16 protein-coding genes are annotated in these 14,603 nt (G+C 45.6%); 12 read left to right on the top strand and 4 right to left on the bottom strand.

Translation table 11 applies throughout. The features are described from left to right. Positions 1-268 precede the first annotated feature (268 nt). The 9 genes from L3Q72_RS16540 to L3Q72_RS16500 all read left to right on the top strand — a co-directional run bounded on the left by L3Q72_RS16540 (position 269) and on the right by L3Q72_RS16500 (position 9,363). The gene (locus tag L3Q72_RS16540) at positions 269-1,543 is read left to right on the top strand and encodes a dicarboxylate/amino acid:cation symporter (RefSeq protein WP_275133262.1); all 1,275 of its coding nucleotides are present in this window, start codon (positions 269-271) and stop codon (positions 1,541-1,543) included. Positions 1,544-1,646: 103 nt separating this feature from the next. Continuing rightward, positions 1,647-2,486, top strand: coding sequence for a histidinol-phosphatase (locus tag L3Q72_RS16535; protein WP_275133261.1), 840 nt, complete (start codon positions 1,647-1,649; stop codon positions 2,484-2,486). Positions 2,487-2,569: 83 nt separating this feature from the next. Further along, positions 2,570-3,418, top strand: a complete 849-nt coding sequence (locus tag L3Q72_RS16530) for an alkyl sulfatase dimerization domain-containing protein (protein ID WP_275133260.1) — start codon at positions 2,570-2,572, stop codon at positions 3,416-3,418. Positions 3,419-3,430: 12 nt separating this feature from the next. Then, positions 3,431-4,123: an AzlC family ABC transporter permease gene (locus L3Q72_RS16525; protein WP_275133259.1), complete on the top strand. Its 693-nt coding sequence runs from the start codon at positions 3,431-3,433 to the stop codon at positions 4,121-4,123. Further along, on the top strand, positions 4,120-4,434 hold the full coding sequence (locus L3Q72_RS16520) for an AzlD domain-containing protein (protein ID WP_275133258.1): 315 nt from the start codon (positions 4,120-4,122) through the stop codon (positions 4,432-4,434). Before L3Q72_RS16525 ends, L3Q72_RS16520 begins: the two co-directional genes overlap by 4 nt. Before the next feature lie 245 nt (positions 4,435-4,679). Further along, positions 4,680-6,179, top strand: a complete 1,500-nt coding sequence (gene zwf, locus L3Q72_RS16515; RefSeq protein WP_275133747.1) for a glucose-6-phosphate dehydrogenase — start codon at positions 4,680-4,682, stop codon at positions 6,177-6,179. Positions 6,180-6,184: 5 nt separating this feature from the next. Continuing rightward, positions 6,185-6,907, top strand: coding sequence for a 6-phosphogluconolactonase (gene pgl, locus L3Q72_RS16510; RefSeq protein WP_275133257.1), 723 nt, complete (start codon positions 6,185-6,187; stop codon positions 6,905-6,907). Positions 6,908-6,909: 2 nt separating this feature from the next. Next, positions 6,910-8,358 (top strand): decarboxylating NADP(+)-dependent phosphogluconate dehydrogenase, encoded by a 1,449-nt coding sequence (gnd, locus tag L3Q72_RS16505; RefSeq protein ID WP_275133746.1) that lies wholly within the window; start codon positions 6,910-6,912, stop codon positions 8,356-8,358. A gap of 264 nt (positions 8,359-8,622) precedes the next feature. After that, complete coding sequence (locus L3Q72_RS16500) at positions 8,623-9,363, top strand: transporter substrate-binding domain-containing protein (RefSeq protein WP_275133256.1); 741 nt, start codon at positions 8,623-8,625, stop codon at positions 9,361-9,363. Here the strand turns inward: L3Q72_RS16500 and L3Q72_RS16495 are convergent. Beyond that, on the bottom strand, positions 9,360-10,499 hold the full coding sequence (locus L3Q72_RS16495) for a GGDEF domain-containing protein (RefSeq protein ID WP_275133255.1): 1,140 nt from the start codon (positions 10,497-10,499) through the stop codon (positions 9,360-9,362). The two genes, L3Q72_RS16500 and L3Q72_RS16495, sit on opposite strands and share 4 nt — an antisense overlap. A gap of 192 nt (positions 10,500-10,691) precedes the next feature. Between L3Q72_RS16495 and L3Q72_RS16490 the strand changes: the two genes are divergently transcribed. Then, entirely contained in the window at positions 10,692-11,072 is a 381-nt protein-coding gene (locus tag L3Q72_RS16490) for a YbaN family protein (RefSeq protein WP_275133254.1), read from the top strand. A 29-nt stretch (positions 11,073-11,101) separates the two neighbouring features. On the opposite strand, the gene L3Q72_RS16485 is transcribed toward L3Q72_RS16490, so the two are convergent. Continuing rightward, on the bottom strand, positions 11,102-11,965 hold the full coding sequence (locus L3Q72_RS16485; protein ID WP_275133253.1) for a patatin-like phospholipase family protein: 864 nt from the start codon (positions 11,963-11,965) through the stop codon (positions 11,102-11,104). A gap of 230 nt (positions 11,966-12,195) precedes the next feature. On the opposite strand from L3Q72_RS16485, the gene L3Q72_RS16480 reads away from it, so the two are divergent. Continuing rightward, positions 12,196-12,333, top strand: coding sequence for a hypothetical protein (locus tag L3Q72_RS16480; RefSeq protein ID WP_275133252.1), 138 nt, complete (start codon positions 12,196-12,198; stop codon positions 12,331-12,333). 114 nt (positions 12,334-12,447) lie between these two features. Here the strand turns inward: L3Q72_RS16480 and L3Q72_RS16475 are convergent, their stop codons facing one another. Together L3Q72_RS16475 and L3Q72_RS16470 are read right to left on the bottom strand one after the other, a co-directional pair. Continuing rightward, positions 12,448-12,942: a DUF3319 domain-containing protein gene (locus tag L3Q72_RS16475; RefSeq protein ID WP_275133251.1), complete on the bottom strand. Its 495-nt coding sequence runs from the start codon at positions 12,940-12,942 to the stop codon at positions 12,448-12,450. Between the two features lie 127 nt (positions 12,943-13,069). Beyond that, entirely contained in the window at positions 13,070-13,681 is a 612-nt protein-coding gene (locus L3Q72_RS16470) for a glutaredoxin (RefSeq protein WP_275133250.1), read from the bottom strand. A gap of 139 nt (positions 13,682-13,820) precedes the next feature. On the opposite strand from L3Q72_RS16470, the gene L3Q72_RS16465 reads away from it, so the two are divergent. After that, complete coding sequence (locus L3Q72_RS16465) at positions 13,821-14,603, top strand: helix-turn-helix transcriptional regulator (protein ID WP_275133249.1); 783 nt, start codon at positions 13,821-13,823, stop codon at positions 14,601-14,603.

The following is a 14,603-nucleotide window of genomic DNA, read 5'->3' as shown; positions in this document are numbered from 1 at the left end:
CTATGGAGGGATTTAGGGGATAAATGCGCCGAATTGCTATGATTGTCCCGCATCATGATTGTGGTTATTTGGTGAGCATAATGTGTCTGAAAAATTATCGAAATGTTGTTATATATTCTGCTGTTTTACTACGCGCATAGAATTTAATCGTTTGTCTATATTTTTACATCAGCATGTTTACCTGCAAGTCTATTTGTGGTGTTATTCGTAGTTCGACTTTTTGTTGACACTTTTTTGTTGCAACACACATTTTTATACGAGATTTACAATGGAAAATAACAATCAATCGGCAAAGGGCGCGTGGGGGCGTCTGGAGCTATGGAAGAAGATCCTTATCGGGATGATTTTAGGTGTTATCGCAGGTTCGGTTATGGGCCCGGATGCGGAAATACTAAAACCGATAGGTACCCTGTTTATTAACGCAATTAAGATGCTGATCGTACCGCTTATCTTCTGTTCATTGATCGTGGGTATCACGTCAATGAAAGATACTAAGAAAATGGGACGTATTGGTGCAAAAGCTGTGGTTCTTTATATGGGCACAACGGCTGTTGCTATCACCATAGGTCTGACACTGGCTGCAGTTCTGACACCGGGTGAAGGCCTGAACATGGTTGCTTCAAACCCTGATGCCGCAGGTAAAGAAGCGCCGGCTCTGATTCAGACACTGCTGAATATGATTCCTAAGAACCCGGTAGGAGCACTGGCTGCAGGTAATATCCTTCAGATTATTGTGTTTGCTGTTGGTCTTGGTATCTCACTGGTTATGGTTGGTGAAAAAGCAGAACCTGCTGTTAAAGTTTTTGAAGCACTGGCGGAAGCTATGTACAAGCTGACTGAGCTTGTTATGAAGCTTGCTCCGTTTGGTGTATTTGGCCTGATGGCGTGGGTTGCGGGCAAATACGGCCTTGATGTATTGCTGCCACTTATCAAAGTAATTGCGGTTGTCTACCTTGGCGCAGTGATTCACATTGCTATCTTCTACAGCGGTGTGGTTAGCACGCTTGGACGTCTGAATCCGGTTCGTTACCTTAAAGGCCTGACAAACCCTGCAGCGGTTGCGTTTACTACAACAAGTAGTTCAGGTACGCTTCCTGCGACAATTAAAGCAGCTCGCGAAGAACTTGGCGTATCTAAGGGTGTTTCAAGCTTTGTACTTCCGCTTGGCGCAACCATCAACATGGACGGTACTGCACTTTACCAGGGTGTTTGTGCACTGTTTATTGCTCAGGCGTTCGGTGTTGATCTGGAAACTTCAGACTACATTACGATTGTTCTGACAGCGACTCTGGCTTCTATCGGTACCGCTGGTGTTCCTGGTGCAGGTCTGATCATGCTTTCTCTGGTACTGACGACGGTTGGTCTGCCAATTGAAGGTCTGGCAATTGTTGCCGGTATCGACCGGGTGCTGGATATGGCGCGTACAACAGTAAACGTATGTGGCGATATGGCGGTTTCTGTTCTTGTTGCGAAAAGTGAGGGTGAGCTTGATGAGACCCTTTACAACGAGACTGAAACGCAGCGCGAAGTTAAAACTGCGTAAAGCCTAAGTTTTTGATAAGAAACCGCCTTCGGGCGGTTTTTTTGTGTCTCAGTTTTAATTGGTTTTGTTATACTCGTTTTCAGAATACTAAACGGAATTACTTATGCTGCTCACCAATTATCATACCCATTGCCATTTTTGTGACGGAAAGGGAAGCCCTGAAGAGATGCTTAGTCGTGCAAAAGAGCTCGGTTTCAAAGCGATAGGCTTTAGTTCTCATGCGCCATTACCGTTTGAGAATGACTTTACGCTACAGCCAGAAAGGCTGGAGGAGTACGTAAAAGCCATCTGCGCATTAAAAGCTCAAACGGATATCGAGGTTTATCTCGGGCTGGAAATTGACTACCTGAAAGATTCAATTTACCCGGCGGATCCGCGCTGGGATGAATTAAACCTGGATTATAAAATCGGTTCGGTTCACGCCATTGCGCCTCCGGATGACAGGTTTCCCATGCTAAGTGTTGACGGCCCGGATGAAGAGCTGGATGCGCTGATTAATGATGTTTATCAGGGCAATGTCCGTCAGATGATAGAAGACTATTATCAACGAATTGCGGACCTGTGTGCAGAAGGCGGCTTCGATATCCTTGGTCATTTTGATTTGATTAAAAAGCATAATCTGAGAAGGCCATTCTTTGATGAGTCTGCGCCATGGTATAAAGATGTGGCTGTCTCAACGCTGGATGAGGTAGCTAAATCCGGTGTGATTATGGAAGTGAATTTTGGTGGCATGCTAAGAGGGGCAACCGACGATGTTTATCCACCGCTCTGGATGATAAAAGAAGCCTTTAACCGTGGCATACCAATGCAGATAAATGCCGATGCTCACGCACCGAAACATCTTGGCGTGCATCATGAATATTGCAGAGAATTACTGGTTTCTGCCGGTTATAAAACACAGCGGGTTCTGCTGGGAGGGCAGTGGCAGGATATTTCTTTGTGATACCACTCTGATTTTTCTTGCACGGGGGAGTATTCCGCAATAATGTATGTGGTTATTCCCCCTTGTTGTTATTGGTTTCCGCTATGTTTAAGAAATTCAGCGTATTACTCTTTACTCTTCTTATCTCCTGTTCTGTCTTTGCCGAAGAAAAGTACTCTGAATCCGATATTCTTGATCGTCCTCTGGTAGAGCGCTACATACTGGATGAGTTAAAGGCTCTGCGTCAGGAGCAGCAGGATTTGGAGCGTAAGTTAACGGTTCAGATTGTTGACCGTGAGCTTGAGGTAGCAGACAAGTCTCTGAACTACGCCAATGTAACTGTTACCTATTTCTTCTACATCATTGCCGGTGTGGCTTCACTGGTTGCTTTAATTGGCTGGCAGTCGCTAAAGGATATCAAACAGAACACCAAAGAGATGGCAGACCAGCGTCTGGATAAAATCACCAAGGAATATGAGAAAAAATTCCTTGCGCTGGAGCGGGATCTGAAACGTAAAACGCGGATCATCTCTGAAAACAACCGTGAAATCGAGATTATCAACGAAGTTCACAACCTCTGGCTTCGCGCTCAGAATGCACAGACGGCTGAGCAGAAAATGGAAATTTTTGATGAGATCCTGAAGATTCGTCCTGGCGATCTTGAAGCGCTTACCTATAAAGCGGATGCTGCAATGGAAATGCGTGAGTACCACTGGGCGATGAGCCTGTGTAACCGGGTACTCGAAGTGGACGATAACAACGCACACGCACTTTATCAGCGTGCCTGTGCCTATTCCCGTTTGGGAGCCGAAGAGCAGGCTATCTACGATCTGCAAAAATCAATCGAAGCCAGTGCCTCTATCAAAGAGCTGGCTGCCGAAGAGCCGGACTTTGAGCTTCTTCGGGGCAATCCTAAGTTTGAATCTCTGATTGAAATCCCTGAAGTAGGCTAAGGTTGTAATTTAATGTTAAACAGGAAGTTATTCTGGAAAGGGGTACTTGCTATAACGCCGCTTTCCGTTGCCGTTATTCCCTGGGGTTTTCTGGTGGGTTCATTTGCCATGGATGTTGGTCTGTCTCCATTTGAAGGGCAGGCGTTATCAGCCATTATCTTTGCCGGATCTGCCCAGCTTGTGGCTGTCGGTATGTTTAAAGCCGGAGTCGGGCTTTCGACCATGCTGCTTACCACCTTTTTTATTACCTCCAGGCACTTCTTATACAGCGTTTCCATGCGAAGTAAGATAGCGCCTCTTCCGCTAAAGTGGCGCTTAATTCTTGGCTTTTTACTGACCGACGAACTGTTTGCCATTGTCGGTAACCAGTCTCCGGACAGGTTTAAGGTCTGGTACGCCTTTGGCGCAGGCTTTAGTTTCTATCTGGTATGGAATATCGCCACCTTAGTCGGGATTATCGCCGGCAGTCAGATCCCAAATCTGGAGCAGTACGGACTGGAGTTTGCAGTCGCGGCCACCTTTATCGCACTTGTTGTTCCCATTCTAAAAAATGTTCCGGTTCTGGTATCCGCTGCCGTGGCTCTTGTGCTTTCCGTTGTGCTTGAACTTCAGGGTGTTGAAGGTAGCCTGATGATCTCAAGTATTTTGGGGATGCTCAGTGGTTATGCCTGCGACTCGTTTATTAATAAGAGGGCGCAGTCATGATTATGTTATCGATTCTGGCAATGGCTGGCCTGGTCTTTTTTAGCCGTTATCTGTTTCTGGAGCCAAAACTGCCTTTGCGTCTGAATGACAAAGCACAGCGCCTGCTGTCCTTTTCAAGTCCGGCAATTCTAACCGCTATCTGGGCGCCTATCGTATTTGTTCAGGATGGTGAATTGGCAATAGAAACCACTAACCCATACCTGCTTGGGGCTGCCTTAGCGGTTCTTCTTGTCTGGAAAACCAAAAATGTGCTGCTGACCACAGTGATCAGTATGGTTTTTTTTCTGGTTGTTAAACTCTATTTGCTCTAAATCGATCTCCGAAATGCTTATTGATAGGTTATCTCTATGAAAATAATAGGGATAGCCACCTTCCTGCTGAACTTTTATCCTATTATTATGTTCTAAAATGCAATACTGAATTGCTAAAATCTTAGTTGACATATGTTACCGGTAACTTAAAGTATAACAACGCGTGAAGAATGTCGTCTAAAACTTCAATAATGCGAAAGATGCACTGCCCTAAGGTAAAAATAACTATGGAAAATATAGGAAATATGGCTAAACCGGAAAATAACACCATTGTTATTTTCGGTGCTTCAGGTGACCTGACGCACCGAAAGCTGATTCCGGCGTTTTATCATCTGTTTGAAAACGGTCTGTTACCTGAAGATTTCGCGGTTCTGGGCGTAAGCCGTACAGAATTTAGTGACCAATCTTTCCGGGACAAGATGAGAAAGGCCCTTATCGAAAATGAAAAAGTCGATGAGAGCGTGGTTGAAACCTTTATCAACCACATCTACTACCAGTCGCTTAACACCTCAGATAAAGCGGAATACTCAGTACTGAAAGACCGCCTTGAGGAGCTGAAGCATCTGCATCACACCAAAGGTAATGCGGTTTATTATCTTTCAACGCCTCCGAGTCTTTACGGGGTGATCCCGGAATGCCTTGCCGCGCATGGGCTTAACGAAGAAAAAGATGGCTGGAAGAATCTGATTGTTGAAAAGCCGTTCGGATACGACTTAGAGTCAGCCATCGAACTGGATAAGAAGATCCACGCCAGTTTTGAAGAGCATCAGATTTACCGTATTGACCACTATCTCGGTAAAGAAACCGTACAGAACCTTCTGGTGCTGCGATTCTCCAATGCTATGTTCGAGCCGCTGTGGAACCACAGATATATTGACCATGTAGAAATTACCAATTCAGAGTTTCTCGGGGTAGAAGAGCGCGGTGGTTACTATGATAACTCAGGTGCGCTGCGCGATATGTTCCAGAACCACCTGCTTCAGGTGCTGGCGATGGTCGCTATGGAACCGCCTTCGGTGATTAACGCCAACTCAATGCGTGATGAATCTGTCAAAGTTATGCAGTGTTTCAGGCCGCTGTCTGAAGAAGATCTGGATAAGAATCTGGTACTTGGTCAGTACACCGCGTCTCATGTACGAGGTGAGAGTCTGCCGGGTTATCGTGAAGAGAACGGCGTTGCTGACGACTCGCGCACGGAAACCTATGTCGGCCTGAAGATGTTTATCGATAACTGGCGCTGGAATGGCGTGCCGTTTTACGTGCGCACCGGTAAGCGGCTTCCTACCCGGGTGACAGAAGTGGTCATCCATTTTAAGAAGACGCCGCATCCGGTGTTTGGTCGCAACGCTCCTGAAAACAAACTGATTATCCGCATACAGCCGGATGAAGGCATACTGCTTGGCTTCGGCCTGAAAAAGCCGGGCGCAGGATTTGAAGCGCAGGAAGTTTCAATGGATTTCCACTATCAGGATCTTCAGGAAAGCAACATGCTGACGGCATACGAACGACTGCTTCTGGACTGCATGAAGTCTGACGCAACGCTATTTGCCCGTACTGATGCGGTAAAAGCGTGCTGGGAGTTTGTTCAGCCGATCCTTGACTACAAAGACAATTGCGACCACCTGTACGGCTATGCAGCCGGAACCTGGGGGCCAAAGGAAGCCGATGACCTTCTGAATAACGATGGCCGGGACTGGCGCTTCCCTTGTAAGAACCTGACTAATACTGATTATTGCGAGCTGTAATAAAAATGAACTATCAATTATTTGAAACACCGCAGCAGGTGGTGAACTCACTGGCTGAAACACTGCTTAGCCTGAGCAAAGAGGGAAGGGCGGTACATATCTCACTTTCCGGCGGCAGTACTCCCAAGCTTCTGTTTAAAACGCTGGCACAGGCGCCATATAACACAGAAGTTCAGTGGAATAATCTGCATTTCTGGTGGGGCGACGAGCGCTGTGTTGCCCCGGAAGATACGGAAAGTAATTATGGTGAAGCCCACCAGTTGCTGTTCAGCAATATCGAAATTGCTCCGGAAAACATTCACAGAATCCGTGGCGAAGATGAGCCGGATCAAGAGGCAAAGCGTTTTGCACAAGAGATGGATTCTGTGATTGGACACAAAAACGGCTTACCGGCCTTTGACTGGATTCTTTTGGGCATGGGTACCGACGGGCATACCGCCTCTCTGTTCCCGAATCAGACCGACTTTGACGATGCAAATCTTTCAGTGGTAGCCAACCATCCTGAAAGTGGTCAGAAACGAGTGTCTAAAACCGCAAGGCTTTTGCAGAACGCTGATCGCATCACCTACCTTGTGCTTGGTGAAAGCAAAGCGGAGGTTCTGCAGGAAATCCAACAAAAAGAAGCAGGTGAGCTTAGCTATCCTGCGGCAAAAATTCAGTCCACTCACGGTCAAACCGAGTGGTATTTAGATTCACAGGCAGCAAAACTGCTGTCGAAAGGAGAATAATGATGAAAGGTGATATCGGCGTAATCGGTTTGGCTGTAATGGGGCAAAACCTTATTCTGAATATGAATGACAACGGCTTTAAAGTAGTGGCGTTTAACCGCACCGTATCTAAAGTTGAAGAGTTTCTTGAAGGACCGGCAAAAGGCACTAACATCATCGGCGCAACTTCGATGGAAGATCTGGTTGCTAAGCTTGAAGCGCCCCGTAAAGTGATGCTGATGGTTCGTGCCGGTGAAGTGGTAGACCACTTTATCGATGCACTGGTTCCGCTGCTGGACGAAGGCGACATTATTATTGATGGCGGTAACTCTAACTATCCGGATACAAACCGTCGTGTTGTGGCACTTAAAGAGAAAGGTATTCACTATATTGGTACCGGTGTTTCCGGCGGTGAAGAAGGCGCACGTTTTGGCCCTTCCATTATGCCGGGCGGCTCTCCGGAAGCATGGCCGCATGTGAAACCAATTTTCCAGGCTATCTCAGCAAAAACCGATGAAGGTGAAGCCTGTTGTGACTGGGTGGGTAAAGACGGCTCAGGCCACTTTGTGAAAATGGTTCACAACGGCATCGAATACGGTGATATGCAGCTAATCAGTGAAGCGTACCACTTTATGAAAGAAGGTCTGGGACTTTCGTATGACGAGATGCAGAGCATCTTTGAAGAGTGGAAATCCACCGAGCTGGACAGCTATCTGATCGACATCACCACTGATATTCTCGGCTACAAAGATGAAGACGGTGAGCCTCTGGCTGAGAAGATCATGGACACAGCAGGTCAGAAGGGTACCGGTAAATGGACAGGCATCAATGCGCTGGATTTAGGTATCCCGCTGACGCTGATCACTGAGTCTGTTTTTGCCCGTTGCCTCTCTTCTCTGAAAGAGCAGCGTATTGAAGCGGAAAAAGAGTTCGGTCATACCATTGCTAAAGTGGGAGGCGATAAGAAGGAGTGGGTTGAAGCGGTGCGCCATGCGCTGCTTGCTTCTAAGATCATCTCCTATGCTCAGGGCTTTATGCTGATCCGCGAAGCTTCTGAAGAGAACGGCTGGGACCTGAATTATGGCAGCGTGGCTCTGATGTGGCGTGGCGGCTGTATTATCCGCAGTGCTTTCCTGGGGAATATCCGTGACGCTTATGTCAACAACCCGGATATCCAGTTCCTGGGTTCAGATCCATACTTCAAGGATATTCTGAAAACCGCTATGCCGTCATGGCGTAAAGTTGCGGCGAAGGCGATGGAAATTGGCCTGCCAATGCCAACCATGACTTCAGCGCTGACTTTCCTTGATGGTTATACCACATCACGCCTGCCAGCGAATCTGCTGCAAGCTCAGCGTGATTACTTTGGCGCGCACACCTATGAGCGCGTGGATCAGCCTCGCGGTCAGTTCTTCCATACAAACTGGACCGGAACAGGTGGTGATACTGCTTCTACAACTTATGATGTTTAAGTAAAGCTCTGCTTTGTTCGATGAAAGCCCGCTGTAACCAGCGGGCTTTATTATTTTTGTCATCCCTGCGAAGGCAGGGCTCTTCTTTCATCTCGCTGTAGAGTTGGTTGTAATTAGTTTGTGTCAGTGATGTTAAGTTATTGCATGTGTTATACAATAAATGAGAGCTTTATCTGTGATTTCATGGTGACATTTTGGTGTAATAAGCTTGTTTTGATGTGAATTTCTTAACAAGCCACCGGATCTTGAATTAAGGAGATCTCTATGCGGAAACTTGTTGTACTGGCGCTCTGTTTACTCTTTTATTTGCCAGTGAGTTACGCCCAAAATGCTCATACTTTTCGCTTTCTTACGCATTTTATTATGCCTTTTAGCTATGAAGAAGGAGGAGAGTTTAAGGGCTTTGCCGTTGAGATTGTCCGGGAGTTGATGAATACGGTGCAACATCCCAAGGCCTTTGAAATGATGCCGTTTCAGAGAGGCCTTTACTATGTTCAGAACCATTCTGATACCGCTCTGTTTATCGTTGCCCGCCGTCCGGAAAGAGAAGATACGGTGAAATGGGTCGGCCCGATAGTCAGTAGTGGCGTGTATTTCTACACCCGCAAAGATCATCCTAGACCTCCTTATGATCTTGACGATTTAAAAAAGATGGACAGTATCAGTGTTGGCAGGGGTAATGCTGACCATACCTATCTTGAATCTCTTGGTTTCCAAAATCTGTACCCAAACAATGATCAACTGGTTTCCCTGCAAATGGTTGAGTCCGGCAGAGTGGCAGCAACAGTCATGAGCGAACTGGTGATGCCGGAAATGGCAAAAAAAGCGGGCATTGATATATCCCGCTTACGTAAAACCGATGTGAAGCTGTATGATTCAGAGCTGTATCTTGCCTTCTCAAAAGATACGCCTGATAGCGTGGTGCGCATCTGGCAGGATGCATTGGATACCCTGAAAGCCAGTGACAGGTATGATGCAATCTATAAAAAGTACGTAAAACACTAACTCGCCGTTTTTACCTGATTCCGGCCGTTGGCTTTTGCCAGGTAGAGGCAGGCATCTGCATCATAAATATTTTCATCGATAGATTTTTCAAAATCATACTCCCGCACACCAAGGCTGGCAGTCATGTTGATGTCTTCACCTTTAAAGTGCAGTGGTGTTTTTTCTATCTCTGCCCGTATTTTTTCTGCCAGTTCCAGAGACTGCTCAAAGGAGCGGTTTGTGGCACAGAAGATAAACACATCGCCATCGAAGCGGGCAATAATTGAGGCTTCGTCATCTGCGAACTTCTCTATGATGACTGCGACCTGCTTAATAGCTGAGTCACAGGCATCGTGGCCGTAGCGCACGTTCAGCTTTTTAAAGTAATCCATATCGACTAACAGCAAATAGGTGCGGTTGACCTTTTCGGCCAGCACTTTAGATGTCATTTGGCTGAGGAAACCCCGGCGGTTATACAGGCCGGTGAGTCTGTCTATGCTCAGGTTTTCATCCACTTCCTGCTGGAAAGCCTCCATATCGTAAATGACATCGTACTGACAACTCACCGCCATAAACAGTGCCAGGCCAACCAGATAGGCGTAGGCGTAATTTGTCAGATCGATAAAGTGGTTTTCGAAAAATTCCGGTCTGGTAATTCCTTCTGGTATCGCATTGATTTGTGAACAGATAAAGATGGTCCAGGCACCAATGACTGAAGCCAGCAGAAAGTCTGCGGTATTTGTCTCTTTTCTGCGGGACATGGCGCCTAAACCGATAAGGTTGGTAAGAGCGATATAGGTATAAGGAGCATACTGGTTGAAGGCGAAGGCGAAAATGTAGACAAAATAGAGAGCGAACAATATGAGCTGAATTTTAAAAAACAGCCATGCCTGGCTTCTTGCTGATAAACCCAGGCTTAAAAGCGTGATCAGAACTCCGGATGTGATTTCTATCAGATAGAGATTATCTGCAACGGATATTTCGCCTGTTTTGCTCAGGATAAGCAGGCAAGTGAGCGTCAGAATGAAAAATGCTCTGAATAGATAAATTGCCCAGCGCTGACTCTCGGCAACCCGGAATATGAAACTAGCAAAGACGATACAAAGTGCAATAATTAGCTCTGAAATATTAAAGCCTTCCATGAATGACATATACATGTTCGCTCCGTGTGAACCAATTTACTTAAGTATAGACAGAGATTTGTAATCTAAGTATAAGCAGATGACTTAAATTAAATATGTCAGGCAATAAATGCTCATAGTTTAAATTATGAAATTGGTCTGGATAATTGAGAAAACGGACAATAACAAGTATTATTAAACGAGAATGATTATCAGGAAGACGGGACTGTGAAGAAGTTTGCTTTAAATCTGGTGGGGTGGACCGCGACAGCGCTTGGCTTTCTGGGCGTTTTTTTACCCCTGTTGCCAACGGTTCCGTTTATTCTGCTGGCGCTCTACTGCTTTAGCAAAGGCTCGCCTGAATTTCAGCTTTGGCTTGAGAACAACCGCTACCTTGGCGAAACAGTGAGAAGAATCAAGTTAAAAATAGGCTTAACCGTTGCAGAAAAATGGAAGATTCTGATTTTTAGCTGGTTGTCTATTGGCCTGACAGTTCTGTTTGTACTGGATTCTGCCCACGGAAGAATAATGCTAACGGCAATTCTGCTTATCGAAACGGTAATCATCGTCAGATATAGGACTCACCGGCCGGCGGCTGAATTTAGCTGACAACCTCTGTTGCCAGCCTATTAAACTGGTTATTTAAACGCCAGACGAGCTGCGTTATAACCGTATTCAATCATCTCTTCGGCGCGATCAAATTCAAGTGTTCCACATAAATTCTGCGGAATATCGATAATTTTATCCGGTGGATAGGCCGCCAGTTTTTGTCTGGCTATCGTTCCCTGCATGGCATCGAATGCCTGGTTTGCTATATCAAAAGCTGCAAAGTTGATATTTAGTGAGTCCAGAACGCTGCCCTGAACCTTATCGATATATTTGCTGATCCTGTCCTGAATGGAATGATTTGGGTGAAGCTGGCGAGAGAGGTTTCTTGGTGCACTTTTAATTAAGTCACCCCCCAGATTTACCGCAAGTGTCAGATCGGTTTTATCACCAAATGTCGGTGCAATAGGCACAGGGTTAAGTACGCCTCCGTCTATCAGGTTTTCTCCTTCAATAACGTAAGGCGTAAAAAACAGAGGCAGTGATATGGATGCCCGGATTGCATCAAACAGCTTACCGCTGTTAATCCAGACCTCTTTTTCTTCATCAACATTGGTTGCTACGGCTGTGTATGGTATGGGTAAGTCTTCAATCATCACATCGCCAATAAGATCAACCAGAGTATTTATTATCTTATCGCCTTTGAATAGTCCGCTGGACTGCCAGGAAATATCAAGCAGCTTTGCCATTGCGACTTTATCTATCGCCGTCACCCACTGTTCAAACTCATCCATTTTACCTGCAGCGTAGATGCCACCAATCAGCGCCCCGGCAGAGCAGCCAGAGATGGATTTGATCTGAAAGTTGTTCTCTTCCAGCCAATGAATAATGCCAATATGGGTAAGCCCGCGAGCGCCGCCACTTCCCAAAACTAAAGATACCGTTGTTTTAGACATACAAATTACTTCTTGTTTCCAGCCGTATAAACACACTATATCGCTATAACCCATTAATTGATAACCGGATTTTCGGTAGCAGATCTGATTTAGCGAAAAGGGTTAAGATCTAGCAGTAACCGAAATGTAATTAAATTACAGAAAAGTGTGATCAAACGCTTGCAAATGGTATTTATGTGACTATAATCACAATCAGAAAGTAAATAAATTACATATTTGTGAGGTTTGTCATGGGTAACGATATCGGTGCCGTTTACGTTAGTAATCTTGTTGCGAAAGAAATGATTCATGAAGCGCTTTACGGTAAGCCGCAAAAGCAGAAGAAGCAATCAAGCGTGAAGAAGTTTTTCAAGAAGCTTGTAAAATAAGAATTTTAAGGCCCTGATATTGTTCAGGGCTTTTTTATAGGATGGGTTGCAGGTTGCAGGTTGCAGGTTGCAGGTTACGGTTCACCTTTGGTTTAAATCCGGAGTGATATGTTGCTATGCGGCTGTTGTTTCTTTTTCTTTTTTATCTTTGCTCAGGGCCATTTCGATTGATTGGTTGATCTTGGCATCTCTTCTTGCCTGGGCACGCTGGATTGCAGTGTCGATTCTTTTTTCAATCGCTGCTTTTGAGCCTTTCAGCAATTTGCCTTTGTAGGTAACATACCAGTCTCTTTCTCCGCCTTTGTCATTAATGATTTTAAAGCCTTTATACTCAACTATCTTGCGGTCTGTTGGTCTGCCGGGGATAGAGTCAAAATGAGCAGGCGGAACAATAACTTTCGTGTCGTACCAGTAATCGATGCTTTTCTTCACGTTTTCCAGTTTGCCCAGCATCAGTTTGCCGCCCACTTTTGTCCCCCAGATATCATCACCTTCAGGGTGCTTTTTTATATAGTGGCTACGATGAAATGTGGTTTTAGCGCAGTTGCTTCCGGCGCTATTTTTCTCTTTGCGCCTTATTAGTTTAAAAAAGAAACTGTTTTTGAACATAATCTTAACAATAAAATACTACCTGTCCCTGAGAGTGGAAATAGTAGCATAACCGGGCAAAGTATCCATATCTGTGAGCAAGCAAAATGATGTTAATGCGATCGCGATTGATATTATTATCAGCTACCTAAATTCTGGATTCCATTTCGATAACATTGTCTGATGAGAGGGGCAGTTTGTCCTCTTTTACCATCTGTTCCAGCTGATCTGCTCCACCTATGTATTTACCCTCAAGCCAGATTTGCGGCACGGTTACCGGTGTTTTTTCGCCAATATGAGCTTTGACTTCAGGTATCATCCGGTAAAGGGCGGCACTGTCTTTTACCACGTCGCAATATTGATAATTCACCCCTGCATTATCAAGTATCTTTTTCGCTTTAATACAAAACGGGCAGGTCGCTTTGCCGTAGACGATATTACCTTTTAGCGTATCCCGCGCTGTCCAGACTTTGATTACGGATTGCACCAAGAGACCCCGGTTTAGTGCTTCTCCCTGGCTGACAACCGATCCTTCCACCATAACAATAGGGGCGTGCCATGCGCCGTGTCTCAGCGGTTCCCACCATACAGAAAGCCAGTCTTTTACTTCCAGTTCCACAGGGACATCTGCCAGTTCGTTTTCAAAGGTGTCTTTGAGAATATCTTTGGTCAGCGTACATTCGCCGCAAGGGATATTGACCTTGAATGGCCCCCAGCTTCCAGCCCAGCGATAGAGTGTAATTTTAACCGGTGTTGTCATTGAAAAATTCCTGATAATTATGAAGTAACTATATAGAACGGGAAACCTAAGTAATTATTACACATTCGTTGCTCAATCTTTCTATTTTTACCTGATTCTGATATATATCGCTAATCAGACGTAGTAAACGGAAAGCAGAATGGCAAAAGGGAAAAGGCTTCATCCATCGCTGGATATTGATGCAGCACCATCTGAGATATTTATGAATTTTGATGCTTTCAGGGAGAACACTGAAACCCGTCAGCATTCTCACTCCTGGGGCCAATTGCAGATTATTAATGGCGGTACACTGGAACTGAATGCCGAAGGGATGCGTTTTCTTGCACCGCCTCACCTTGCTATCTGGGTTCCTGCCGGTGTTTTACACTACAGCTATAACCGCAAGCCCCTTAACTACTGCTCTTTGAACATAGATCAGAGCAGGGCCGCAGAAATGCCAAAGCACACTTGCCTTATCAGTGTGACGCCCATTGTTTCAGCAATCATTGAAGATTTCAGACAAAGAGAAATCAGCGTGGCAGAGTCTATTCCTGATCAGCGTCTGGCAAATGTGCTTTTGGATCAACTGGCTATCAGTAAAGAGCAACAGCACTTTTTGCCCAGCAGCAGCCATAAACATCTTCAGCCGATACTGCAGGCTCTGGAAGAGGATCCGCTGAATGATATGTCTTTAGGAAGCTGGGCTGAAAAGGTCCATACCACGGAGCGAACGTTGGCAAGGCACTGCCAGAGTGAGCTGGGTATGAGCTTTACCGAGTGGCGAATCAGGGCAAAATATTTGCACTCTATGACTTTGCTTAAGCAGGGGATGTCGGTAAAAGAAGCCGCTCTGACGCTGGGATATAAACAGGCGAGTCCGTTTATTTCTATGTTTAAAAAGTACGCCGGTGAAACCCCGGAGCAGTATAAGAACAGGATTTGA

Origin of the sequence: Vibrio sp. JC009 (assembly GCF_029016485.1) — a bacterium.
GTDB lineage: Bacteria > Pseudomonadota > Gammaproteobacteria > Enterobacterales > Vibrionaceae > Vibrio.
This window is presented reverse-complemented; position numbering and strand designations above follow the sequence as displayed.

Coding starts and splice junctions, on each gene's coding strand:
- L3Q72_RS16540 (WP_275133262.1), top strand. CDS start 269: ATGGAAAATAACAATCAATCGGCAAAGGGCGCGTGGGGGCGTCTGGAG.
- L3Q72_RS16535 (WP_275133261.1), top strand. CDS start 1,647: ATGCTGCTCACCAATTATCATACCCATTGCCATTTTTGTGACGGAAAG.
- L3Q72_RS16530 (WP_275133260.1), top strand. CDS start 2,570: ATGTTTAAGAAATTCAGCGTATTACTCTTTACTCTTCTTATCTCCTGT.
- L3Q72_RS16525 (WP_275133259.1), top strand. CDS start 3,431: ATGTTAAACAGGAAGTTATTCTGGAAAGGGGTACTTGCTATAACGCCG.
- L3Q72_RS16520 (WP_275133258.1), top strand. CDS start 4,120: ATGATTATGTTATCGATTCTGGCAATGGCTGGCCTGGTCTTTTTTAGC.
- zwf (WP_275133747.1), top strand. CDS start 4,680: ATGGCTAAACCGGAAAATAACACCATTGTTATTTTCGGTGCTTCAGGT.
- pgl (WP_275133257.1), top strand. CDS start 6,185: ATGAACTATCAATTATTTGAAACACCGCAGCAGGTGGTGAACTCACTG.
- gnd (WP_275133746.1), top strand. CDS start 6,910: ATGAAAGGTGATATCGGCGTAATCGGTTTGGCTGTAATGGGGCAAAAC.
- L3Q72_RS16500 (WP_275133256.1), top strand. CDS start 8,623: ATGCGGAAACTTGTTGTACTGGCGCTCTGTTTACTCTTTTATTTGCCA.
- L3Q72_RS16495 (WP_275133255.1), bottom strand. CDS start 10,499: ATGTATATGTCATTCATGGAAGGCTTTAATATTTCAGAGCTAATTATT.
- L3Q72_RS16485 (WP_275133253.1), bottom strand. CDS start 11,965: ATGTCTAAAACAACGGTATCTTTAGTTTTGGGAAGTGGCGGCGCTCGC.
- L3Q72_RS16480 (WP_275133252.1), top strand. CDS start 12,196: ATGGGTAACGATATCGGTGCCGTTTACGTTAGTAATCTTGTTGCGAAA.
- L3Q72_RS16475 (WP_275133251.1), bottom strand. CDS start 12,942: ATGTTCAAAAACAGTTTCTTTTTTAAACTAATAAGGCGCAAAGAGAAA.
- L3Q72_RS16470 (WP_275133250.1), bottom strand. CDS start 13,681: ATGACAACACCGGTTAAAATTACACTCTATCGCTGGGCTGGAAGCTGG.
- L3Q72_RS16465 (WP_275133249.1), top strand. CDS start 13,821: ATGGCAAAAGGGAAAAGGCTTCATCCATCGCTGGATATTGATGCAGCA.